The sequence below is a fragment of the Streptomyces sp. NPDC058279 genome (assembly GCF_042881255.1).
Taxonomy (GTDB): Bacteria; Actinomycetota; Actinomycetes; order Streptomycetales; family Streptomycetaceae; genus Streptomyces.
This window is the reverse complement of sequence record NZ_JBHVYA010000001.1, coordinates 954,959-977,534: the sequence shown is the minus strand read 5'-3', so window position 1 is coordinate 977,534 and position 22,576 is coordinate 954,959. Positions and strand designations below refer to the sequence as shown.

The window sequence follows — 22,576 nt, the reverse complement described above, 5'->3', positions numbered from 1 at the left end:
GACCCAACAGGGAAGGTCCCATGCTGCGTACCACGACCGGCGGTGCCGCGAAGAACGGCACCGCCGGGACCGCCGGGCGGCTGATGAGCATCGGCACGGTGCTGACCACGCTGCGCGACGAGTTCCCCGACGTCACGATCTCCAAGATCCGCTTCCTGGAGGCGGAGGGTCTGGTCGAGCCCAGACGCACACCCTCCGGATACCGCAAGTTCAGCGCCGACGACGTCGAGCGGCTGGGCCGGATCCTGCGCCTCCAGCGCGACCACTACCTGCCGCTGAAGGTCATCCGGGAGCAGCTCGACGCGCTCGACCGCGGTGAGCAGATCCGTATCCCGGCCCCCACGGCGCCCCGTGACCCCGAGGGCGCGCCCGCCGGCGGTCCGGCGGCCGTCTACGGTGAAGTGGGCCGGGAGCGGCCGCCGGCGGCCCGGGTGGGTCGGGCGGAGCTGCTCGCCGCCGCGGAGGTGGACGAGGGGCAACTGGCCGAGTGGGAGTCGTACGGCCTGCTGGGCGAGGCGCCGGACGGCGGGTTCGAGGCCGAGGCGGTCACCGTGGCCCGGCTGATCGCGGATCTCGGCCGTTTCGGACTGGAGCCCAGGCACCTGCGCGCGATGAAAGCGGCGGCGGACCGCGAGGCCGGACTGGTGGAGCAGGTCGTCTCCCCCTTGCGCCGGCACCGCAACCCGCAGACCAGGGCCCATGCCGAGGCCACCATGAAAGAGCTGGCGGGACTCTCCGTACGGCTGCACGAGGCGCTCGTGCAGACCGCTCTCGGGGTCCGTCTGCGTTGACCGGAAAGAGCCCGACTACCCAAACCGGTCGGGCACGTCCTAGGGTTGCTGTGTGAACGAGCTCGACGTTGTGGGTGTCCGGGTGGAAATGCCCTCGAACCAACCGATCGTGCTCCTGCGTGAAGTGGGAGGCGATCGGTACCTCCCCATCTGGATCGGTCCTGGGGAGGCGACCGCCATTGCCTTCGCGCAGCAGGGGATGGCCCCTGCCCGGCCGCTGACGCACGACCTGTTCAAGGACGTGCTGGAGGCGGTCGGTGAGGAGCTCACCGAGGTCCGGATCACGGATCTGCGGGAGGGCGTCTTCTACGCGGAGCTCGTCTTCGCGAGCGGGGTCGAGGTGAGCGCGCGGCCTTCCGACGCCATAGCGCTGGCCCTGCGGACGGGGACGCCGATCTACGGCAGTGACGGAGTGCTGGACGACGCCGGCATCGCCATTCCGGACGAGCAGGAGGACGAGGTGGAGAAGTTCCGCGAGTTCCTCGACCAGATCTCGCCCGAGGACTTCGGCACCGGCCCGCAGTGACGGGCGGACAAGCCGCCTCACCAGGGACATTCAGCCCATTCGGTCAGCCTTTCCCCGATAAGGGGCACGGGAAACCACTCTCAGGGTGATTATCACTCGGCGTGCCGAGTGTGGCGATCGTTGACGCACCCCTGGTGACTGCCTACCTTCGAGGGGGCAGGTCGAGGACGGAGGGTCGGCGTGAGCATCACGGGCGACGGCATGACCGGGGGCATCCCCGCACGGAGTGACGGTGGCCCGTACCCGCTGCACGGCGGTGCGGCGGGCGGTGCGCGCCGCCAGCCGGAACCGGCGCCGGCCGCACCGGGTGGCGAGGGACCGGCGCCCGAGCAGGTGGGCTACCGGGGGCCGACGGCGTGCGCCGCCGCCGGCATCACCTACCGGCAGCTCGACTACTGGGCGCGGACGGGTCTGGTGGAGCCGAGTGTGCGTCCCGCCTACGGCTCGGGCACGCAGCGGCTCTACAGCTTCCGCGACGTGGTGGTCCTCAAGATCGTGAAGCGCTTCCTGGACACCGGGGTGGCGCTGCAGAACATCCGCACCACGGTGCAGCACCTGCGCGACCGCGGTTTCGCGGACCTGGAGCGCATGACGCTGATGAGCGACGGCGCCACCGTGTACGAGTGCACCTCGCCGGACCAGGTCGTGAGCCTGCTCCAAGGCGGTCAGGGCGTCTTCGGCATCGCGGTGGGCGTGGTCTGGCGCGACGTGGAGAACGCCCTGTCGCAACTGCACGGGGAACGCGTGGACACCGGCGAGACGCTGGTGGGCCACAACCCGAGGGACGAACTGGCCGCGCGCCGCAATCGGGCCGTCTGACGCGCCACGCGCCGCCGGGGCCCGGGGCGGCGTTGTCAGTGGCGTAGGGGAGCATCGGAGCCGTGAGATCCGCGCCGACCATCCTCCACCTGGACATGGACGCCTTCTACGCCGCCGTGGAGCAGGCGTCGAAGCCGAGCCTGCGCGGAAAGCCGGTCATCGTCGGGGGTCTCGGGCCCCGCGGGGTCGTCGCCACCGCCTCCTACGAGGCCAGGCGCTTCGGGGTGCATTCGGCGATGCCGACGGCGCAGGCCAGGCGGCTGTGCCCGAACGGCGCCTACCTGATCCCGCGCTTCACCCTGTACCGGATGGTCAGCGACACCGTCATGGCGCTGTTGCGGGGCCTGTCGCCGTTGGTGGAGCCGCTCAGCCTCGACGAGGCGTTCGTGGACCTGGAGGCGGGCGGGGTCGCCTTCGACTCGGCGACGGCCCGGGCCGCGGGGGAGCGCTTGCGCGCCGACATCCTGGCCGCCACCGGGCTCAGCGGCTCGGTGGGCCTGGCCGGGTCGAAGATGCTGGCCAAGATCGCCTCGGAGGAGGCCAAACCGGCCGGGCTGCTGGTGATCGAGCCGGGCACGGAGCGCGAACTGCTCGCGCCGATGTCGGTACGCACCCTGCCGGGCGTGGGACCGGCCACCGGGGAGCACCTGCGGCGGGCCGGGATCACCACGGTGGGGGACCTGGCCGAGGCGGGTGAGGACGAGCTGGTGCGCATGATGGGCCGGGCGCACGGTGCGGGGCTGTACCGGATGGCGCTGGGCCTGGACGACCGACCGGTGGTCGCCGAGCGGGACGCGAAGTCCGTGTCCGTGGAGGACACCTTCGACGTGGACCTGCACGACCGGGTGCGGATCCGGTACGAGGTGCAGCGGCTCGCCGACCGCTGCGTGGGGCGGCTGCGCGGCTCGGGACACTCCGGACGCACCATCGTGCTGAAGGTGCGCCGCTACGACTTCTCGACGCTGACCCGCTCGGAGACGCTGCGGGGCCCGACCGACGACCCGGTGGTGGTGCGGGAGGCGGCCGCCCGGCTGCTGGAGTCCGTGGACACCACGGGTGGGGTGCGGCTGCTGGGCGTCGGGGTGACTGGGCTCGCGGACTACACGCAGGAGGACCTGTTCGCGCAGGCCGACGCGCCGGCGACGGGTGAGGGCCCTGACCCCGGCGCGGCGGGGACGGGGGAGCCCGATGGGCCGGACGGGGCGCGTTTGCCGGGTGGGGAGGCCGGTCCGGCCGTGGCACCCGTACCGGCCACCGGGGACGGGCGGGCGCCGGAGCCGGCCGCCGAGCGCCGTTGGCCGGCCGGCAGTGACGTCCGGCACGCGGTCTACGGCCCGGGTTGGGTCCAGGGCAGCGGGGTGGGCCGGGTGACCGTGCGCTTCGAACGGCCCGGATCGGCGCCCGGGCGCGTACGGACCTTCCGGCTGGACGACCCCGAGCTGGAGCCGTCCGATCCGCTTCCGCTCGTGGGGGAGGAGGAGCCGGGCTCGGACCAGGGGGTGTCGGACGCTCCCTAGCCTTCGCCGGCCAGGCTGCCGAAGTCCCGGGGCTGTTGCGCGGGCGGGGGGTGGTGGAAGTCCGCGGGGAGCGTCACGTCCAGCCCGTAGTGGTGGTAGAGCTGGAGTTCCTGTTCCGGGGAGAGGTGGCGGCCGACGCCGAAGTCCGGGGCGTCCTTGATCAGGGAGCGTTCGAAGGGCACCCGGAGGGTGTCGTCGACCACCTCACTGGGCTCCAGTGGGACGAAGGCGTCCCGACTGAACAGGCCGGTGCGGACGGCCGCCCATTCCGGTACGCCGGTGGCATCGTCGAGGTAGACCTCGTCCACGGTGCCGATCTTCGCGCCATTGCGGTCGAACGCCTTGCGGCCGATGAGACTGCGGGGATCGATGTCGGGCTGCACGGTCCGGTCCCTCCAAGTGGTCGCAACTCCTCCGTAATGACTACAGAAGGGCATATCCGCGCAGGGGGCCACTCGAGGGAGCTTCCAGATCCTCGCTGGTAGGCTGGGTGACGGCTGTTGACCCTGTGCGGGAGAGTCCTCCGAGTGAGCATGACGGAGGCGCCGAAGGAGCAAATCCTCCCCGGAATCTCTCAGGCATACGTACCGCACGTGACGAGGCCACTCTGGAAAGCAGGGGCGGGTACCGGGCGCGCAGTGCCGGTTCCCCTCCTCACCGACGGTGAAAGCCGGATCTCGTGGGCCCGTTCCCGCGACTCCGGTGAAGCTCTCAGGTTGAGATGACAGAGGGGGAGGCCGTCCGGGTGCCCGCGCCGTGGTGCCCCTCGCAGGTCGTACGACCAGGAGGCCTCCGTACATGACCGCCAACCGCATTCCGCTCTCTCAGCTGGAGCGAGGCATCCCCTTCGAGCAGCGCCACATCGGCCCGGATGCCGAGGCGCAGGCCAAGATGCTCGCCCAGGTGGGCTACGGCTCCCTGGACGAACTGACCGCCGCCGCGGTACCGGATGTGATCAAGACCGCGGCCGCGCTGAACCTGCCCGAGGCACGGACCGAGGCCGAGGTGCTGGCCGAGCTGCGCTCGCTCGCCGACCGCAACCAGGTCCTCACCTCCATGATCGGTCTCGGTTACCACGGCACCTTCACGCCGCCGGTGATCCTGCGCAACGTCATGGAGAACCCGGCCTGGTACACGGCCTACACCCCGTACCAGCCGGAGATCTCGCAGGGCCGGTTGGAGGCGCTCCTGAACTTCCAGACCGTCGTCGCCGACCTGACCGGTCTGCCGACCTCCGGCGCCTCCCTGCTCGACGAGGGCACCGCGGCCGCCGAAGCCATGTCCCTGGCCCGCCGCGTCGGCAAGGTCAAGGGCGGCGTCTTCCTGATCGACGCCGACGCGCTGCCCCAGACCATCGCCGTGATCGAGACCCGCGCCGAGCCGATCGGGGTCGAGGTCGTCGTCGCGGACCTGTCCGAGGGCATCCCGGCCGAGATCGCCGAGCGCGGTGTCTTCGGCGTGCTGCTCCAGTACCCCGGCGCGTCCGGTGCCGTGCGGGAGATCAAGCCGGTCATCGACCGGGCGCACGAGCTCGGTGCCATCGTCACCGTCTCCGCCGACCTGCTCGCGCTGACCCTGCTGACCTCCCCGGGCGAGCTGGGCGCCGACATCGCCGTCGGCACCACGCAGCGCTTCGGTGTCCCGATGGGCTTCGGCGGACCGCACGCCGGCTACATGGCCGTCCAGGCCAAGCACGCCCGTTCGCTGCCCGGCCGGCTGGTGGGCGTCTCCGTCGACGCGGACGGCAACAAGGCGTACCGCCTCGCGCTGCAGACGCGCGAACAGCACATCCGCCGCGAGAAGGCCACCAGCAACATCTGCACCGCGCAGGTGCTGCTCGCCGTCATGGCCGGAATGTACGCCGTCTACCACGGTCCGGACGGCCTGCGCACGATCGCCCGCCGCACCCACCGCTACGCCGCCCTGCTCGCCGCGGGCCTGACGGCCGGCGGGGTGGAGGTCGTGCACGGCGCCTACTTCGACACCGTCACCGCCCGGGTCCCCGGGCGCGCCGCCGAGGTCGTGGCCGCCGCCCGCGAGGGCGGGGTCAACCTCTACCGGGTGGACGACGACCTCGTCTCCGTCTCCTGCGACGAGACCACGCTGCGCGCCGACATCGAGGCCGTCTGGGGCGCCTTCGGCGTCACCGCCGACATCGAGGCCCTCGACGCCACCACCGAGGACACGCTGCCCGAGGGCCTGCTGCGCTCGGACGCCTACCTGACCCACCCGGTGTTCCACCAGCACCGCAGCGAGACCGCCATGCTGCGCTACCTGCGCAAGCTCGCGGACAAGGACTACGCGCTGGACCGCGGCATGATCCCGCTGGGTTCCTGCACGATGAAGCTCAACGCGACCACCGAGATGGAGCCGGTCACCTGGCCCGAGTTCGGCCAGATGCACCCGTTCGCCCCGGTGGAGCAGGCGGAGGGTTACCTCACGCTCATCACCGAGCTGGAGGAACGACTCTGCGAGGTCACCGGCTACGACAAGGTCTCGATCCAGCCGAACGCCGGTTCCCAGGGCGAGCTCGCGGGCCTGCTGGCCGTCCGCGCCTACCACCGCGCGAACGGTGACGACCGACGCACCATCTGTCTCATCCCGTCCTCCGCGCACGGCACGAACGCCGCCAGCGCCGTGATGGCCGGCATGAAGGTCGTCGTCGTCAAGACCGCCGACGACGGCGAGGTGGACGCGGACGACCTGCGCGCCAAGATCGAGCAGTACCGCGACGAACTCGCCGTCCTGATGATCACCTACCCCTCGACGCACGGTGTGTTCGAGGAGCACGTCGCCGACATCTGCGCCCAGGTGCACGAGGCGGGCGGCCAGGTCTACGTGGACGGCGCCAACCTCAACGCCCTGGTGGGTCTGGCCAAGCCGGGCCACTTCGGCGGTGACGTCTCGCACCTGAACCTGCACAAGACCTTCTGCATCCCGCACGGCGGCGGCGGTCCGGGCGTCGGCCCGGTCGGTGTCCGGGCGCACCTCGCCCCGTACCTGCCCAACCACCCGCTCCAGCCGACCGCCGGCCCCGAGACGGGCGTCGGCCCGATCTCGGCGGCGCCCTGGGGCTCGGCGGGCATCCTGCCGATCTCCTGGTCCTACGTCCGCCTGATGGGCGGCGAGGGTCTCAAGCGCGCCACCCAGGTGGCGGTGCTCGGCGCGAACTACATCGCCAAGCGCCTGGAGCCGCACTACCCGGTGCTCTACACGGGCCCGGGCAACCTGGTCGCGCACGAGTGCATCATCGACCTGCGTCCGCTGTCGAAGGCGACGGGCGTGAGCGTGGACGACATCGCCAAGCGCCTGATCGACTACGGCTTCCACGCGCCGACGATGTCCTTCCCGGTGGCCGGCACGCTGATGATCGAGCCGACGGAGTCCGAGGACCTCGCCGAGATCGACCGGTTCTGCGACGCGATGATCGCCATCCGCGGCGAGATCGAGCGGGTCGCGGGCGGCGAGTGGCCGGTGGACGACAACCCGCTGGCCAACTCCCCGCACACCGCGGCGGCGCTGGGCGGCGAGTGGAACCACCCGTACAGCCGTGACGAGGCCGTCTTCCCGGGCGGGGTCACCGCCGCCGAGAAGTACTGGCCGCCGGTGCGCCGGATCGACGGGGCCTTCGGCGACCGGAACCTGGTGTGCTCCTGCCCGCCGCTGGACGAGTACGACGCCTGAGCCGTCTCCGTGGTCGGATGACGGATGACGGATGACGGCACAAGGGGCCGGTCCCGGAGCGCGTGCTCCGGGACCGGCCCTTGTCGTGTGCGCGCTGGCTACGCGACCGCGAGCGGGCGGTGCGGGGCGATGATCTGACCGTCCGGCAGCAGCTCACCGGTGTCCTCGAAGAGCAGGACGCCGTTGCACAGCAGGCTCCAGCCCTGTTCCGGGTGGTTGGCCACCGGGCGCGCGGCCTCCCGGTCGGCGGAGTCTGATGACGGGCAGGCAGGCTGGTGCTGGCACATGGATGCGTTCTTTCGCTGCGGTGTGGTCTGCGTGCTACGGCTCGATGCGTGGTTCATGGCCGTCCCCCTGTGTCTCCTCCCCGCGCAGGCGGGGAGCGTGTCGTCAGTCTTCCCCCATGAGGGCTGCTTCGCAGGGATTTCCCGGCAGCCGTCCTCATAGATTGATGACGCATCACTCGTGCGGGCGGTTCAGCCAACTCCCCTGCCGATCGGGGTGGTTCCGGCCGGCCCAAGCGGGCTACGCCGCATGGGCCACTCGGGCCATACCGGTGGAAGCGTGCAGGTCAGGCCGCCGGAGCGGCCACCGGCGGCGGTGTGGGCGGCGCCGTGCGCCTGAGTCGGTGGGTCATGACGGGCAGCAGTTCGGACACGGTGTGCGGCCGGTAGGCGGCGATCCCGGGCGGCGCGGGGGCCAAGGGCACCAGCAGGTCGGCGGCGGCGAGCAGACCGGCCGAGGCGTCCGCGTTGACGGCCCCGTGCAGCCACAGCGTCAGCATGTACAGCTCCGGTACGGACAGCAGGCGCGGCTGGTAGCCCTGGCCGAGCGACTCCGCCTGGCGCAGCGCGCGTTCCGTCGCGGCGACGTAGGGGCCCTCGAAGAAGTGCGAGAAGGCCCAGCCGTCGGCGGTGAGGCGGGTGTCGGCGGCCGCGACGAACCGGTCGCCGCTGCGGATCAGGAACCGCCAGCCCGTCAGCCGCGTACGGGGCGGCCTGCCGCCGGGTGTCGGCGCCGAGGCGTGCAACCGGTCGAGCACGTGGACCGGGAGCGGGAGTTCGGCGGTGACCGGCCCGTGAAGGGCGCGCAGGGAAGGGGTGTGTGCCTCGTTGACGGCGGTGGGGGAACCGAGTGCCGCGAGGACGCTGCGCAGGGCGGGCGCGGGAGCCGGAGGGACATGCAGCGGCATGGTGGGTCGCCTCTCACTTGGGAGACCGGTGCTACGGGAGAAGGTGCTGACGGCGCTGTCGCATTCTGGGGTCAGAGGTGGGCTGTGGGGCAATGGCCGCGCGCCAACTCTCTGCCTCGTTTGCGGAGTTTATACGACATGTGTTCACGCGATGTTTCGGCTAGCTGTCCCGGCTATTGCCGACAAGGCGTTTACCGGTCCCGCTGACCTGACGTACATGCCGGTTCCACACGAACATGCAGCGCTGACCTCGGAGGTTACCGGACGGGGGCTCGGCTGGAAAGCACCGGTTATCCGGAATGGGCAAAGTCGACGCTGAATTTGCGGGGGTGGACTTGCCGGGTGAATGTGCCGAAGCGCCCTTCGCGCCAAACCGGCGCGCGCTCCCCGCCACGCACGCCCCCTCGGCGTTAGCGATCTCGCGGCCTGGGCATCATCGACCGTAACGCGCGCCCGGGTGCTGTGGGCCGGGCCACTTGAGGGAGGGACACCTCGATGGGGGAGAAGGTCGTGGCAGGCGGATTCGACCTGTCCGATCGGCAGCGGTACCGAAGGAAGCTGCGCGAGTGCCTGGAGGGTCTGGAGCGACTTCTGGCAGAGCAGAGGTTCGATCGCCCCAAGAACATGATGGGGCTGGAGATCGAATTGAATCTCGCGGGTGCCGACGGGTTGCCGAAAATGGTGAATGCGCAGGTCCTGGAACGGATAGCGAGCCCCGATTTCCAGACGGAGCTCGGAATGTTCAACCTGGAGGTCAACGTCCTTCCGCACCGGCTGGAGGGCCGCGTTTTCGACCAGCTCGCCGAGGAACTGAGCGCGGGACTGCACTACGCCCACCGGCAGGCCGCGGAGATCGACGCGGGCGTGGTGATGATCGGGATCCTGCCGACGATCTCGCGCTCGGACCTGGCGCCGGCCAACCTCTCGGCGGTGGACCGCTACTCGCTGCTCAACGAACAGATCCTGATGATGCGGGGCGAGGACTTCACCCTCGACATCGAGGGGGTCGAGCGGGTCACCTGGACCACCGGCTCGATCGTGCCGGAAGCGGCCTGCACCTCCGTCCAACTGCACCTGCAGGTGACCCCGGGCCGGTTCGCGGACGTGTGGAACGCGGCGCAGGCCGTGACCGCCGTACAGATCGCCGTCGGCGCCAACTCCCCGTTCCTGTTCGGCCGGGAGCTGTGGCGCGAGTCCCGACCGCCGCTGTTCACCCAGGCCACCGACACCCGGCCGCCGGAGCTCCAGGCGCAGGGCGTGCGGCCGCGCACCTGGTTCGGGGAGAGGTGGGTGGAGTCGGCGTACGAACTCTTCGAGGAGAACGTCCGCTACTTCCCCGCGCTGCTGCCGATCTGCGACGAGGAGGAACCCCTGCGGGTGTTGGCCGAGGGCGGGGTGCCGAGCCTCCAGGAGCTGGTGCTGCACAACGGGACGGTCTACCGCTGGAACAGGCCCGTGTACGGGGTGGCCGACGGGGTGCCGCACCTGCGGGTCGAGAACCGGGTGCTGCCCGCAGGACCGACGGTGGTCGACGTCGTCGCCAACGCGGCCTTCTACTACGGCCTGGTACGGACCCTCGCGGACGAGCCGCGTCCGGTGTGGACCCGACTGCCCTTCGCGGAGGCCGAGGCCAACTTCGACGCGGCCTGCAGGTACGGGATCGACGCGCGGCTGCACTGGCCGCGCCGGGGTCGGGGCGCGGGCCTGGCGAGCGTGCCCGCGGTGCGCCTGGTACTGGACGAACTGCTGCCCATGGCGGCGGCGGGCCTGGACGCCTGGGGCATCGCCCCCGCCGACCGGGACCGGTACCTCGGGATCATCGAGGAGCGGTGCAGGCGCCGGGTGAACGGCGCGACCTGGCAGGTCGACACCTACCACCAGGCGCTCGCGGGCGGGCTGGAGCGCGGCGCCGCGCTCGCCGCGACGACCCGGCGGTACAGCGAGCTGATGCACCGGGGAGACCCGGTGCACACCTGGCCGGTCGGGCTCCCGGAGCGGGAGACGGACGCCACGGCGGCGATCGGCCGCTGACCCGCCGGGTCCGGTGCGTCCGCGGCCCCGTCCACGAGGCAGTATGGGGATCGTGGCGGACAACGGGACGGCGGGACGGGAGTCGCACGTGCGGGTGGAGCCGGAGCCGGTGGCCGAGGGTCGGCGGGAGGACGGCCGCGGGTACCTGCGGACCGAGACGCTGCTGGTGCTCGCGCTCTCCCTGGGCGCGAGCGCGGTCTCCGCGCTGATCAGTTTCATCGGCTCGCTCACCAAGCCGGGCGGCCTCAGGCACCAGGCCGCCACCCTCAACGGCTCCTACGCTCCCGGGCGGCCCTGGCTGGACCTGGCCTGGCAACTGTTCGGCATCGCGACCGCGCTGGTTCCCGTGCTGCTCGTCGCCCACCTGCTGACCCGCGAAGGCGCGCCGGGCCTGCGGGTGCTCGGCTTCGACCGCACCCGGCCCGGCTGGGACCTGGCCCGCGGCGCGCTCGTCGCCGCCGGGATCGGGAGCGCGGGGCTCGCGTTCTACCTGGCGTCGCGGGCCGCCGGTTTCAACCTGACGGTGGTGCCCGAGGCCCTGCCGGACGTGTGGTGGAAGTTCCCGGTGCTGATCCTCTCCGCCGTGCAGAACGCGGTGGTGGAGGAGATCATCGTGCTGGCGTACCTGCTGCGGCGGCTGGACGGGCTCGGCTGGTCCCCGACGGCGGCGCTGGTGGCCAGCTCGGTGCTGCGCGGTTCCTACCACCTGTACCAGGGCGTCGGCGGCTTCCTCGGCAACGTGGTGATGGGCGTCGTCTTCGTCCTGGCCTACCGCCGTTGGGGCCGGGTGGCCCCGCTGGTCGTCGCCCACGCGCTGCTCGACATCGTGGCCTTCGGCGGGTACGCGCTGCTGGCGGGCCACGTCTCCTGGCTGCCGACGCCCTGACGCGTCAGGGACGGGGGTGCAACTCCCCGTCCAGGACCGTGACGGCGTCGCCGGTCAGGAGCGTACGGTCACCGGCGAGCCGGACGGTGACGAGTCCGGTGCGCGTCCCGCCCTGGCGGCCGACGAGTTCGGTGCGGCCCAGCCGGGCGGCCCAGAACGGGGCGAGCGCGGTGTGGGCGCTGCCGGTGACCGGGTCCTCGGCGATCCCGACGGCCGGGAAGAATCCCCGGGAGACGAAGTCGTACCCGCGGGCGGGGTCCTCGGCGGCCGCGGTGACGATCACGCCGCGGCGGGCGTAGGCGCGCAGGGCGGCGTGGTCGGGCGCGAGGTCCCGTACGGTCCGTTCGTCGGCCAGCTCGACCACCAGGTCCCCGATGTGCGGGGACGTGTCGTGCACTGACCGGGCGGCGGCGCCGAGGGCGCGCTCCACGTCGACGGGCGTCTCGACCGGGGTGAGCGAGGACGTCGGGAAGTCCATGGTGATCCGGCCGTCCTCGTCGGCCAGTGCCGTCAGCACACCGCTGCGCGTGGCGAAGCGGATCAGGCCGTTCGCGAGGCCGTTCGTCGCGAGGACGTGGGCCGTGGCGAGGGTGGCGTGGCCGCACATGTCGACCTCGGTGGCCGGAGTGAACCAGCGCAGCGCCCAGTCGGCGTCCCCGCCGGGCGGCAGGGGGTGGGCGAAGGCGGTCTCGGAGAGGTTGACCTCGGCCGCGACCTGCCGGAGCCAGTGGTCCGGGGGGAACCCGCCGTCGAGGAGCAGCACTCCGGCGGGGTTGCCGCCGAAGGGGCGGTCGGTGAAGGCGTCGACGATTCGGATGCGCATGCCCTCGACCGTAGGGCCGGTCCTTGATCGTCGGCCAAGGCCAATACGCGGTGACTGGCTCTGTCGGCGAACAGTTTCCGATATATCGTTGACGCATCGCGAGTAGTCAACGATAGTAGAGACATCGGAGCCCGCACCTCGGGTCCGAGGGTCGATCGCGACGATCGACATCAAGATCAATCGGTATCGACATCCCCGATGAGAAAGGAGCGCAGTCATGCGTTCACACGGACAGCACGGACATGACCACGGCCACGAGCACGGACGGGGTCACGGGCACTGCGGCCCTGACCGTCGGGAGGAGTTCAAGGGGCGGCGCGCCGCCTTCGGCCCGTTCGGACCGCCCTTCGGCGGCGGCGCCTTCGGTGGACGCGGCGGACGCGGCGGACCGCGCGGCCGCGCCCGCCGCGGCGATGTGCGCGCCTCGATCCTGGCGCTGCTCGCCGACCGGCCGATGCACGGCTACGAGATGATCCAGGAGATCGTCGAGCGCAGCGGCGGGGCGTGGAAGCCCAGCCCGGGCTCGGTCTACCCGACCCTCCAGCTGCTTGAGGACGAGGGCCTCATCACCAGTGAGAGCGACGGCGGCAAGAAGCTGTTCACGCTCACCGACGCCGGCCGCGCCGAGGCCGAGTCGGGCCCGTCGGCCCCCTGGGCCGAGGCGGGCCGGGGCTTCGACTTCGAGGCGATGCACGAGGTCCGGACGGCCGGGATCGGCCTGATGGAGGCGTTCGGGCAGGTCTTCAAGGCCGGCACGCCCGAGCAGCGCGAGAAGGCACTCGCGGTCATCAACGACGCCCGCAAGAAGCTCTACCTCATCCTCGCCGACGAGCACTGAGTCGGCCGCACCTCCCGCACACACGGCCGCGCGCCCCCACGAGAGACTCGTGGGGGCGCGCCGACGTGTGTGCCCGGCGGCCGGGCGGGTGCGGCCGTGTCTGCGGAGAGGTCAGGCGACCAGCGCCGCGAGCCTGCGCAGCGACTCGTTCAGGGCGGCGGTCGCGGAGTCCTTGAGCTTGCCCGCCATCAGCGAGACGGCGGCCCCGGTGAACTCGCCGTCGATGCGGACGGTGGTGGCGCCGCCGTCCGGGACGAGGGTGTAGCGGGTGAGGACGGCCACGCCCATCGGGCCCTTGCCGGTGATGGCGAAGAGGCGTTCGTCCTCCAGCTCCGAGACGGTCCACAGCACCTCGGCCGGGAAGCCCATCATCTTCATGTTCTCGGTGAAGGTGGAGCCGAGCGCGAGGCTCGTCGGGCCGCCCTTCGGGAAGTCGGTGTGGGTCATGCTCCACCGGCCGTAGGCGTCCCAGTCCGTCAACTGCGCCCAGACCTTCGCGGCGGGCGCCTCGATGCGTGATTCCGCGGTGACTTCGGCCATGCGACCACCCCTTCTCGTCGGGTACGTGCGCGGAACGTAGTCCCGGTGGCCGGAACATTCAATACTGACGACCTGTCAGAAATGGCCGGGTCGTCGGCCCTGCCCCGGGGTCCGTCTCAACAGGTGTCACCCGGGTGATACTCCTGTCCGGCCCTGCCATGATGACCCCATGCAAGCGTCAGGGAAGAACGCCGGACTGGGCCTCGCCCTCGTCTCGGCGTGTGCGTTCGGCGGTTCCGGGGTCGCGGCGAAGCCGCTGATCGAGGCGGGTCTGGACCCGCTCCACATGGTGTGGCTCAGGGTGGCCGGGGCGGCCCTGGTGATGTCCCCGCTGGCCTGGCGCCACCGCGACCTGGTGCGGCGCAAACCGCTCCTGCTGGCGGGCTTCGGACTCATAGCCGTCGCCGGTGTGCAGGCCTTCTACTTCGCCTCCCTCTCGCGCATCCCGGTCGGTGTCGCCCTGCTGCTGGAGTACCTGGGGCCGTGCCTGCTCCTCGGCTACATCCGGTTCGTCCAGCGCAAGCCGGTGACCCGGGCCGCCGCGGCCGGCGCGACGGTGGCCGTCGCCGGCCTGGCCTGCGTCGTGGAGATCTGGGCCGGGCTCAGCCTGGACCTGCTCGGTGTGCTGCTCGGCCTCGCCGCCGCCTGCTGCCAAGCCTGCTACTTCGTCTTCGCCGACCAGGGCAGCGGCGAGGGCGACGTGCCGGACCCGCTCGGCGTGATCGCGTTCGGCATGCTCGTCGGAACCCTGGTCATGACCGTGATCGCGCGGCCGTGGCGGATCGACTGGCAGGTGCTGGCCGGTGACGCGGTCATGGGCGACATGACCGTACCGGCGGCGATCCTGCTCGCCTTCGTGGTGCTGGTCGCCACCGTGTTCGCGTACGTCACCGGGGTCGTCTCCGTGCGCAAGCTGTCGCCACAGGTGGCGGGCGTCGTGGCCTGCCTGGAGGCGGTCGTCGCCACCGTGCTCGCCTGGGTGCTCCTGGGCGAGCACCTCTCCACCTGGCAGACGCTGGGCGGCGCGCTCGTCCTGGGCGGGGCCTTCATCGCGCAGTCCTCGCGCCCCACACCGCCGGCGGCCCCCGAGCCGGCCGCGGTGGACCGCGAGGCGACGCATGTCTAAGGTGGCGATCGTGCCTACGACCGCAGTGCTTCCGCCTCCCGCCGCCGCGTAGCGCGGGCGGCCCTCACGCGAACAGACCCGGCCCGGGGAGTGACCCGGGCGGGCTCGCGCTGCCCGCGAAGCGATGACCCGTTCTTCTCATCCTTCACGCATGCGCGGAGACACCTGTGTCGAACCATTCGCCCGCTTCCGGGCGCAGTCTGCTGTACCTCGTCGTCGCCGGAGCCGCCTGGGGCACCGCCGGGGCGGCCGCCTCGCTCCTCTTCCTGACCAGTGACCTCGGCCCGCTCGCCCTCTCGTTCTGGCGGAGCGCGGGCGGCCTCGTGGTCCTGGCGGGGGTGCTCGCCGTACGCCGCCGCCCCGGTCGTGCGCCCCGTCCTTCCGTCCGGTCCCTGATCGGCACCGGTCTGATGTTTACCGTTTTCCAGGCCGCGTACTTCGGCGCCGTGCGGGAGACGGGCCTGGCGGTCGGCACCGTGGTCACCCTGGGCGCCGGGCCCGTGCTGATCGCGCTCGGCGCGCGGTACTGGATGGGCGAGCGGCTCGGCCGGGGCGGGGCCGCGGCGGTCGGCGGGGCGCTGGCCGGCCTCGCCGTTCTGGTGCTGGGCAGCGGCGGCGGTGAGGTGCGGCCGGCCGGTGTCGGCTGGGCGCTGTTGTCGGCGGCGGGCTACGCGGGGATGACCCTGCGCGCCCGGTGGCTGGGGCGGCGCGGGGCGGGCGGGGACCCGCTCGTCACCACCGCCTGGTCGGTGGGGGTGGGCGCGGTGTGCCTGCTGCCGCTCGCGGTGGCGGAGGGGTTGCTTCCGCACACCGCCGAGCCGGCCCGGGTGGGGTGGCTGCTGGTCTACGTCGCCGTGGTGCCGACGGCGCTGGCCTACGCCCTGTACTTCACGGGCGCCGCGGCGGTGCGGGCCGCGACGGTGTCCGTGATCATGCTGATCGAGCCGGTGAGCGCCGCGGTGATCGCCGTCCTGCTGCTCGGTGAGCGGCTGACCGGCGCGGTGGTGCTGGGCACCGTACTGCTGTTGACGGCGGTCGGGGCGCTGATCGTCGCCGAGTCGCGGCGGCCGGCGGGCGGGCCGGAAGAGGTCCGGCCCGCCCCCTTGGCTCAGAGCGCGGCGAGGTAACCGGGGACGGCGATGCCGGGGGCCAGGTCGGCGGCCGGGACCGGGGCTCCGTACGCCGGGGCGACCGGGACCACGCCCGACCAGAAGGGCAGGCCCAGGTCCTCGGCGTCGTCGTTCGGGCCGCCGGTACGGAGCTTCGCCGACACCTCGTCGAGGTCCAGGCGGATCACCGCCGTGGCCGCGAGTTCCTTGGCGTTGGCCGGGCGGGAGTCGGCGGAACGGCCGGGGACGACGTGGTCGACCAGGGCGTCGAGCGCCATGCGGCGCTCTTCCTCGTCGGTGACCTGGTACGCGGTGCCGTGTACCACCACGGAGCGGTAGTTGATCGAGTGGTGGAAGGCGGAACGCGCCAGCACCAGGCCGTCGACGTGCGTGACGGTCACACACACGGGCAGTCCGGGGTCGGTCGTGCCGGCGGCGAGCAGCGGGCGGGAGCCCGTCGAGCCGTGCAGGTAGAGCCGTTCGCCCACCCGGCCGAAGAGGGTCGGCAGTACCACCGGCGCGCCGTCGCGGACGAAGCCGAGGTGGCACAGGTAGGTCTGGTCGAGTATCGAGTGGACCGTCTCGCGGTCGTAGCGGGCCCGTTCCTTGGAGCGGGTCGGGACGGTGCGCGGGGTGGGGGCGTACGAGTCGGTGGGTGCGGCGTCCGTGGTCGCCGGGTCGGTCGGCTGGTCGGTCGGCTCGGTGACGGGCGTGACGCTCATGGTGCGAACTCCGTTGTACTAGTGCATAATCTTGTTTGTGCTAGGAGAGTATCGGATCATCGGGCGTCGCGCATCGGACATCGCGGCCAGCGTCGAGGCGGGCATCGGATCGGGCGCGCTCGCGCCCGGAGCGCTGCTGCCGCCGATGCGGGAGCTGGCGGGCGTGCTGGGGGTGAACCCCAACACCGTCGCCGCCGCGTACCGGACCCTGCGCGAACGCGGGGTCATCGAGACGGACGGCCGGCGCGGCAGTCGCGTACGGGCCCGACCCGCGAGCGCGCCCCGCGACGAACTGCGCGCGGTGGTCCCGGACGGTGCCCGGGACGCCGCCTCGGGCAACCCCGACGTGGCGCTGCTGCCCCCGCTGGACGGCGCCCTCGCCGCCGCGGCCGGCCGGTACGCGAAGGCGCCGACGCTGTACGGGGACGACCCGGTCGCGCCGGAACTCGCCCGGCTGGCCCGGGCCGGCTTCGACGCGGACGGGGTGCCGCCCGGAGCGATGGCGGTGACCTCGGGCGCGCTGGACGGCATCGAGCGGGTGTTGGCCGCGCACCTGCGGCCCGGGGACGCGGTGGCGGTGGAGGACCCGGGTTGGGGCAGTGTGCTGGATCTGGCGGCGGCCCTGGGGCTGCGGGTGCTGCCGGTGGAGCTGGATGACGAGGGGCCGCGGCCGGAGGCGGTGGCGCGGGTCCTGGCGGCCGGCGCGCGGGCGCTGGTGGTGACGTCCCGGGCGCAGAACCCCACGGGCGCCGCGGTCGGCGGGGCCCGGGCGGCGGAGCTGCGCGCCCTGCTGTCCCGCCATCCCGGGGTGCTGGTCCTGGACGACGACCACGGCCACGGCATCGTGGACCTGCCGTTGCACTGCCTGGGCGGGGTGACCCGGCACTGGGCGCTAATCCGCTCGACGGCGAAGGCGTACGGCCCCGACCTGCGGCTCGCGGTGCTGACCGGCGACGCGGTGACGATGGACCGGGTGCGCGGCAGGCAGCGACTGGGGCCGGGGTGGGTGAGCCGACTGCTCCAGTACGCGGTGGTGGAGCTGTGGTCCTCCGGCGCGGTCGACCCCGCGGCGGTGGCCCGGTCCTACGGGGAGCGGCGGGACGGCCTGGTCACGGCGCTCGCGGAGCGCGGGGTAGCGGCCCGGGGGCGCAGCGGGATGAACGTGTGGGTGCCCGTCGCCGACGAGACGGGGACGGTGACGCGGCTGCTGGGCTCCGGGTGGGCCGTCGCCCCGGGGGCGCGGTTCCGGGTGGAGAGCGGCCCCGGGGTGCGGGTGACGGTGTCCGGGGTAGGGCCCGCCGAACTGCCGGGCCTGGCCGACGCGGTGGCGGCGGCGGTGCGGCCGGGGCCCGTGGGGGTGCGCTACGCGTGACGCGGCGCGGGCCCGGGTGTGGGCGGGTGCGCGGGCGGGGGGCGGGTGCGCCCTGCCTCTCGCCGGGAGGCGGCGAGGCGGCCGATCCCCGTACGTTCAGGACGGGCCGGCCGCCGGGAAGGGCTCCGGCCGGGCCCGGCGTCAGCAGGAAGACGGTGCCGTTCATGTGCCCCCGGGCGTCGTGGTGGTCGCCCGGACCGCGGTAGCCGTCAGGCGGCCCCGCGGACCGAGGGTCGGGCCTGGGTGAGGGCGGCGCCCGCGAGGACGACGGCCGCGCCGACCGGGGTGTTCCAGTGCAGCTGCTCGCCGAGGACGAGCACGCCGGCCGTGGTGGCGATGACCGGGACGAAGTACGTGACCATCTGCGCGGTGGTCGGGCCGACCTCCGCCACCAGGCCGTACTGCATCTGCAGGGCCGTGCCCGTGCCGAGGGCGCCCAGGGCCACCACCGCCAGGGTGGGCCAGAGCGGGAAGCCGCTGGGCGCGGAAGTGAACAGCGCGCTCACCAGGAGCAGTTGGAGCGCCGAGACGATGAGCTGGGCGCCGGTCATCGCCACCGGCGAGCCCGGCGTGCCGGCCAGGGTGCGGCGGACGTAGATCCAGCCGATCGGGTAGCAGAGCGAGGCCAGCAGGGCGAGGGCGGCGCCCTTGGCGTCGACGCCGGAGAAGCCCTGCCAGGCGCCGAGCACGGTCAGGACCCCCAGGAAGCCGAGCCCCAGCCCCGCGAAGCGGCGCCTGGTCGGCCGGTCCTCGGACAGCGCCACGAGCGACAGCACCATGCCCCACAACGGCGACGTGGCGTTGCAGATGCCCGCCAGGCCGGACGGGATGCTCTGCTCGGCGAAGGCGAACAGCGAGAACGGCGCGGTGTTGAGCAGCAGCGCGCTCACCGTCAGGTGCGCCCAGGTGCGCCGGCCGCGGGGGAGCGGCTCGCGGCGGACCAGCAACACCGCCAGGAGGGCGAGCGCCCCGCACAGGACCCGCCCGAAGGCCACGTGGAACGGCGCGTAGCCGTCGGTGCCCACCTTGATCAGGAGGAAGCTGAAGCCCCAGATCACCGAGAGGACGGCGAACCGCATGCGCCAGTCGAGGGTGCGGGTGCCGCGGGCGGGGGAGAGGGTGGTGGTCGGGACGGACCTGGTGGTGGCGGGTGCGCTCATGCGTTCACCCTGGTGCCTGAGAACGATTAGAACAAGCGAGATTTTGTGGCCAAGACCCCGTAGCATCGCTTACATGTTGAACCTGGAGCGCCTGCGCACCCTGGACGCCCTCGCCCGCCACGGATCGGTCAGCGGCGCGGCGGACGGCCTGCACGTCACCACCTCCGCGGTCTCCCAGCAGATGGCCAAGCTGGAGCGCGAGGTCGGGCAACCCCTGCTGGCCAAGAACGGGCGCGGGGTCCGGCTCACCGACGCGGGACGGCTGCTCGCCGGTCACGCGGCGCGGATCATCTCGCAGGTCGAACTCGCGCAGGCCGATGTCGAGGCCCGGCGCGGCTGCGCCGTCGGGGAACTAAGCATCGGCGCCTTCCCGACCGCGATGCGCGGCCTGCTGCCGCCGGCCCTGTCCGCGCTGCGCGACGACCACCCCGAACTGCGCCCGCGGGTCCGGGAGCAGGAGCCCGAGGAGGCGATGGCGGCCGTCGTGCGCGGCGACCTCGACATGGCGCTGGCCATCGACTGGTACAACAAGCGGATGCCGGTGCCCGCCGAACTGACCCGCGCGCACCTGCTCGACGACTCCTGTGACGTCGCGGTCCCGGCCGGGCACCCGCTGGCCGGGCGGAGCGAGGTCGCCCTCGCGGACTTCGCCGCCGACGAGTGGATCTCCTGGAACGAGGGCCAGTTCTGCCACGAGTGGCTGGTGTTCACCCTGCGCGGCATGGGCATCGAGCCCCGCGTCGCGCACATCGCCGAGGAGCACCACACCCAACTGGCCTTCGTCGAAGCCGGCCTGGGGGTGTGCGTCACGCCGCGGCTCGGGCGCGGGCCGATGCCCGAGGGGGTCCGGCTGCTGCCCGTCCGGGACGCCGTCCAGCGTCACGTGTACGTGGTCTGGCGCGCCGATGCCGACCGGCGGCCCTCGATCCGGGCCGCCGTGGAGGCCCTGCGGACGGCCGCCCTCGCCCTCTGAGCGCCACCGGCCCGCGGCACCGGCCGGCCTACAGCTTGCGGAAGTCCCAGGAGACGACCGAGTCCGGAGTGAGCCGGATCCAGGCGTGCCGGCCGTCGTGCGGCATCTCCGAGATGCCGAAGTTCTTGGCCGGGAACAGGCGCTCCGGCTCCGCCAGTTCCGGGCAGGGCTCGCCCGTGCGGGGAGCCTCGCCCACGAACACGGCGTCGCCCGAGAGCTCGACCCCGCGCAGTTCGTCGTACGCCTCGCCCGCGTCCACGACCACCGACATCCGCGGGTCCGCGCGCAGGTCCGACCAGCGGCGGCTGCGCGTGATCGAGTACAGCCACAGCGACCGGCCGTCCCAGGCGAACCACAGGGCGCCCACGTGCGGGCGCCCATCGGGGGAGACCGTGGCCACCCGACACGTGCGCTGCTCGCGCAGGAAGACGTCCACCTCCTCGTCGGTCATCATGATGCGCCGGCCCCGCCGCTGTGTCCCGTCCATATGTCCCGTGCCCCTTCACATCTGACTGTGTGTCAGGAATCATGCGGGCTCTTCGGCCGTCACGCCAGGGGGAGCCATGCCGGAACCCGCACCCGCACCCGCACCCGATACCGCGACCACCGCCCTCCTCACCGTCGAATGCCAGAACGGCGTGGTCGGCGACGAGAGCGCCCTGCCCGAACTGGCCGGGGAGGCGCGGGACTCCGGGATGCTGGACCGGGTGGCCGCCCTGGTCGCCGCCGCCCACCGGTCCGGCGTGCAGGTGGTGCACGCGGTCGCCGAACGACGCCCGGACGGCCTCGCGGCCAACACCAACGCCCGGCTCTTCCGGGCCGCCGGGCGACTGCCGGTGCGCCAACTGTCCGGAACGCGGGCGGTGGAAGTGGCCCCGCCCATCGAGGTGGCCGAGCGGGACCTGATCGTGCGCCGGCTGCACGGCCTGTCGCCGATGGCCGGGACCGACCTCGACCCCCTGCTGCGCAACCTCGGCGTCCGCACCCTGGTCGTCACCGGCGTCTCGTCCAACATCGCGATCCCCAACACCGTCTTCGACGCCGTGAACCTCGGCTACCGGGTCGTGGTGCCCTCGGACGCCGTCTGCGGAGTGCCCGCCGCCTACACCGACGAGGTGATCCGCAACTCCCTGTCCCTCGTCGCGACCGTCACCACGACCGAAGCCCTCCTTAACGAGTGGGATCCCCCGCGCTGACCCCCGTAACCTGGGCGGATGCTGTCCGAAGTGATCGCGACCCGTTACGTCACGCCCCTGCGTGAGGGCGGCTCGCTCCCGGGGATCGTCGAGGCCGACGATCTCGGGACCTACGTCATGAAGTTCACCGGAGCCGGCCAGGGCCGCAAGACCCTGGTCGCCGAGGTCATCTGCGGCCTCCTGGGTCAGCGGCTGGGGCTGCGGGTCCCGAGGCTGGTGCGGATGCAGCTCGATCCCGTCATCGGGCTCGGCGAGCCCGACCAGGAGGTGCAGGAGCTGCTCAAGGCCAGCGGCGGGCTGAACCTCGGCATGGACTACCTGCCCGGCTCGATCGGCTTCGACCCGCTCGCGTACCAGGTGGACCCGGTCGAGGCCGGTCGAGTGGTGTGGTTCGACGCCCTGATCAACAACGTCGACCGGTCGTGGCGCAACCCCAACATGCTGGTCTGGCACGGGGACGTCTGGCTCATCGACCACGGCGCCACCATGATCTGGCACCACAACTGGCCCACCGCCCCGAGCGCCGCCGCGAAGCCCTACAACGCCTCCGACCACGTACTGGCGCCCTTCGGCCCGGACATCGCGGCCGCCGCCGAGGTGCTCGCGCCGCTGGTCACGCGGGAACTGCTCACCGAGGTCGCCGCCGACGTCCCCGACGAGTGGCTGGTCGACGAGCCCGGCTTCGACTCGACCGACGCCCTGCGGCTGGCCTACGTGGAGGCGCTGCTGACGCGCGCGGCCACGATCCACGAGAGGATCTCGATGGAGGCAGAGGTGAAGGCCCCGTCCAAGCCGCCGGGCTGGCTGACCGACCACCTGCCCGAATGGCCCCACCAGACCAAGAAGAAGAGCGACAACGAGTGATCAAGCGGGACGTGTTCGAGTACGCGCTGGTGCGTGTGGTGCCCCGCGTGGAGCGCGGCGAGTGTTTCAACGCCGGCGTGATCGTCTACTGCCGGGCGAAGTCCTACGTCGCCGCGCGCACCCATCTCGACGAGGCCAAGCTCCGCGCCCTGGACCCCGGCGCCGACGTGGCGGGCGTACGGGCCGCCCTGCACGCCGTCGAGGGGCTCTGCCGCGGCGGGGAGCGCGCCGGTCAGGCGGCGGGCGACGATCCCGGGCGCCGGTTCCGGTGGCTGATCGCGCCGCGCAGCACCGTCGTGCAGCCGGGCCCCGTCCACACGGGGCTCACGGCCGACCCGGAGGCCGAGGTGGAGCGACTGCTCGACCTGCTGGTGCGCTGAACGCGGACGAGTATCCGTACGACCTGG

23 protein-coding genes and 1 riboswitch are annotated in these 22,576 nt (G+C 72.5%); of the genes, 15 read left to right on the top strand and 8 right to left on the bottom strand.

The genetic code is table 11. The annotated features are described in order from the left end of the window. Positions 1–20: 20 nt before the first annotated feature. From ACFVXJ_RS04715 to ACFVXJ_RS04700, 4 genes are all read left to right on the top strand, one after another. Positions 21–791: a MerR family transcriptional regulator gene (locus tag ACFVXJ_RS04715; protein WP_389658496.1), complete on the top strand. Its 771-nt coding sequence runs from the start codon at positions 21–23 to the stop codon at positions 789–791. Between the two features lie 52 nt (positions 792–843). After that, positions 844–1,317, top strand: a complete 474-nt coding sequence (locus ACFVXJ_RS04710; protein ID WP_007262890.1) for a bifunctional nuclease family protein — start codon at positions 844–846, stop codon at positions 1,315–1,317. Between the two features lie 201 nt (positions 1,318–1,518). Further along, positions 1,519–2,136, top strand: a complete 618-nt coding sequence (locus tag ACFVXJ_RS04705) for a MerR family transcriptional regulator (protein WP_389658646.1) — start codon at positions 1,519–1,521, stop codon at positions 2,134–2,136. A gap of 62 nt (positions 2,137–2,198) precedes the next feature. After that, entirely contained in the window at positions 2,199–3,653 is a 1,455-nt protein-coding gene (locus ACFVXJ_RS04700; protein ID WP_389658492.1) for a DNA polymerase IV, read from the top strand. On the opposite strand, the gene ACFVXJ_RS04695 is transcribed toward ACFVXJ_RS04700, so the two are convergent. Next, positions 3,650–4,036, bottom strand: a complete 387-nt coding sequence (locus ACFVXJ_RS04695) for a PRC-barrel domain-containing protein (RefSeq protein ID WP_389658489.1) — start codon at positions 4,034–4,036, stop codon at positions 3,650–3,652. The genes ACFVXJ_RS04700 and ACFVXJ_RS04695 overlap by 4 nt on opposite strands. Positions 4,037–4,154: 118 nt before the next feature. Continuing rightward, a riboswitch (glycine riboswitch) is annotated at positions 4,155–4,253 on the top strand. A 198-nt stretch (positions 4,254–4,451) separates the two neighbouring features. Here ACFVXJ_RS04695 and gcvP point away from each other — a divergent pair. Continuing rightward, the gene (gene gcvP, locus ACFVXJ_RS04690; protein WP_389658486.1) at positions 4,452–7,337 is read left to right on the top strand and encodes an aminomethyl-transferring glycine dehydrogenase; all 2,886 of its coding nucleotides are present in this window, start codon (positions 4,452–4,454) and stop codon (positions 7,335–7,337) included. 98 nt (positions 7,338–7,435) lie between these two features. Here gcvP and ACFVXJ_RS04685 read toward each other — a convergent pair whose 3' ends face one another. Continuing rightward, complete coding sequence (locus ACFVXJ_RS04685) at positions 7,436–7,624, bottom strand: DUF5999 family protein (protein ID WP_361315160.1); 189 nt, start codon at positions 7,622–7,624, stop codon at positions 7,436–7,438. Positions 7,625–7,908: 284 nt separating this feature from the next. Then, entirely contained in the window at positions 7,909–8,529 is a 621-nt protein-coding gene (locus ACFVXJ_RS04680) for a hypothetical protein (protein ID WP_389658482.1), read from the bottom strand. Positions 8,530–9,024: 495 nt separating this feature from the next. Between ACFVXJ_RS04680 and ACFVXJ_RS04675 the strand changes: the two genes are divergently transcribed. Together ACFVXJ_RS04675 and ACFVXJ_RS04670 are read left to right on the top strand one after the other, a co-directional pair. Next, positions 9,025–10,560 (top strand): glutamate-cysteine ligase family protein, encoded by a 1,536-nt coding sequence (locus tag ACFVXJ_RS04675; protein WP_389658479.1) that lies wholly within the window; start codon positions 9,025–9,027, stop codon positions 10,558–10,560. A gap of 88 nt (positions 10,561–10,648) precedes the next feature. Continuing rightward, positions 10,649–11,446, top strand: a complete 798-nt coding sequence (locus ACFVXJ_RS04670; protein WP_389658643.1) for a CPBP family intramembrane glutamic endopeptidase — start codon at positions 10,649–10,651, stop codon at positions 11,444–11,446. Between the two features lie 4 nt (positions 11,447–11,450). Here the strand turns inward: ACFVXJ_RS04670 and ACFVXJ_RS04665 are convergent, their stop codons facing one another. Next, positions 11,451–12,269 (bottom strand): PhzF family phenazine biosynthesis protein, encoded by an 819-nt coding sequence (locus ACFVXJ_RS04665; RefSeq protein WP_389658476.1) that lies wholly within the window; start codon positions 12,267–12,269, stop codon positions 11,451–11,453. A gap of 217 nt (positions 12,270–12,486) precedes the next feature. On the opposite strand from ACFVXJ_RS04665, the gene ACFVXJ_RS04660 reads away from it, so the two are divergent. Beyond that, positions 12,487–13,107 (top strand): PadR family transcriptional regulator, encoded by a 621-nt coding sequence (locus ACFVXJ_RS04660; protein WP_389658473.1) that lies wholly within the window; start codon positions 12,487–12,489, stop codon positions 13,105–13,107. A 111-nt stretch (positions 13,108–13,218) separates the two neighbouring features. Here the strand turns inward: ACFVXJ_RS04660 and ACFVXJ_RS04655 are convergent, their stop codons facing one another. Further along, positions 13,219–13,647 carry an SRPBCC family protein gene (locus ACFVXJ_RS04655; protein ID WP_389658470.1) on the bottom strand — a complete coding sequence of 143 codons (429 nt, stop codon included), beginning with the start codon at positions 13,645–13,647 and terminating at the stop codon, positions 13,219–13,221. A 169-nt stretch (positions 13,648–13,816) separates the two neighbouring features. Here ACFVXJ_RS04655 and ACFVXJ_RS04650 point away from each other — a divergent pair, with 169 nt between their 5' ends. Beyond that, complete coding sequence (locus tag ACFVXJ_RS04650; protein WP_389658467.1) at positions 13,817–14,773, top strand: DMT family transporter; 957 nt, start codon at positions 13,817–13,819, stop codon at positions 14,771–14,773. A 167-nt stretch (positions 14,774–14,940) separates the two neighbouring features. After that, positions 14,941–15,900 (top strand): DMT family transporter, encoded by a 960-nt coding sequence (locus ACFVXJ_RS04645; RefSeq protein WP_389658464.1) that lies wholly within the window; start codon positions 14,941–14,943, stop codon positions 15,898–15,900. Here ACFVXJ_RS04645 and ACFVXJ_RS04640 read toward each other — a convergent pair. Further along, positions 15,882–16,604 carry a pyridoxamine 5'-phosphate oxidase family protein gene (locus ACFVXJ_RS04640; RefSeq protein ID WP_389658461.1) on the bottom strand — a complete coding sequence of 241 codons (723 nt, stop codon included), beginning with the start codon at positions 16,602–16,604 and terminating at the stop codon, positions 15,882–15,884. The genes ACFVXJ_RS04645 and ACFVXJ_RS04640 overlap by 19 nt on opposite strands. A 37-nt stretch (positions 16,605–16,641) precedes the next feature. Between ACFVXJ_RS04640 and ACFVXJ_RS04635 the strand changes: the two genes are divergently transcribed. Then, complete coding sequence (locus tag ACFVXJ_RS04635) at positions 16,642–17,976, top strand: aminotransferase class I/II-fold pyridoxal phosphate-dependent enzyme (RefSeq protein ID WP_389658458.1); 1,335 nt, start codon at positions 16,642–16,644, stop codon at positions 17,974–17,976. 209 nt (positions 17,977–18,185) lie between these two features. Here the strand turns inward: ACFVXJ_RS04635 and ACFVXJ_RS04630 are convergent, their stop codons facing one another. Then, on the bottom strand, positions 18,186–19,136 hold the full coding sequence (locus tag ACFVXJ_RS04630) for a DMT family transporter (RefSeq protein WP_389658455.1): 951 nt from the start codon (positions 19,134–19,136) through the stop codon (positions 18,186–18,188). 73 nt (positions 19,137–19,209) lie between these two features. Between ACFVXJ_RS04630 and ACFVXJ_RS04625 the strand changes: the two genes are divergently transcribed. Further along, on the top strand, positions 19,210–20,109 hold the full coding sequence (locus ACFVXJ_RS04625) for a LysR family transcriptional regulator (RefSeq protein ID WP_389658452.1): 900 nt from the start codon (positions 19,210–19,212) through the stop codon (positions 20,107–20,109). Positions 20,110–20,137: 28 nt separating this feature from the next. On the opposite strand, the gene ACFVXJ_RS04620 is transcribed toward ACFVXJ_RS04625, so the two are convergent. Beyond that, positions 20,138–20,596 carry a pyridoxamine 5'-phosphate oxidase family protein gene (locus ACFVXJ_RS04620; protein ID WP_389658449.1) on the bottom strand — a complete coding sequence of 153 codons (459 nt, stop codon included), beginning with the start codon at positions 20,594–20,596 and terminating at the stop codon, positions 20,138–20,140. Between the two features lie 76 nt (positions 20,597–20,672). Here ACFVXJ_RS04620 and ACFVXJ_RS04615 point away from each other — a divergent pair, with 76 nt between their 5' ends. From ACFVXJ_RS04615 to ACFVXJ_RS04605, 3 genes are read left to right on the top strand one after another with little or no spacing between them, the layout of a single operon-like run. Next, a complete protein-coding gene (locus ACFVXJ_RS04615; RefSeq protein ID WP_389658446.1) occupies positions 20,673–21,305 on the top strand; it encodes a cysteine hydrolase in 633 nt (210 codons plus the stop codon). A gap of 18 nt (positions 21,306–21,323) precedes the next feature. Beyond that, positions 21,324–22,169 carry a HipA family kinase gene (locus ACFVXJ_RS04610; protein WP_389658443.1) on the top strand — a complete coding sequence of 282 codons (846 nt, stop codon included), beginning with the start codon at positions 21,324–21,326 and terminating at the stop codon, positions 22,167–22,169. Next, positions 22,166–22,549, top strand: a complete 384-nt coding sequence (locus ACFVXJ_RS04605; protein WP_389658440.1) for a DUF3037 domain-containing protein — start codon at positions 22,166–22,168, stop codon at positions 22,547–22,549. The genes ACFVXJ_RS04610 and ACFVXJ_RS04605 overlap by 4 nt, the downstream gene beginning before the upstream one ends. Positions 22,550–22,576 lie beyond the last annotated feature (27 nt).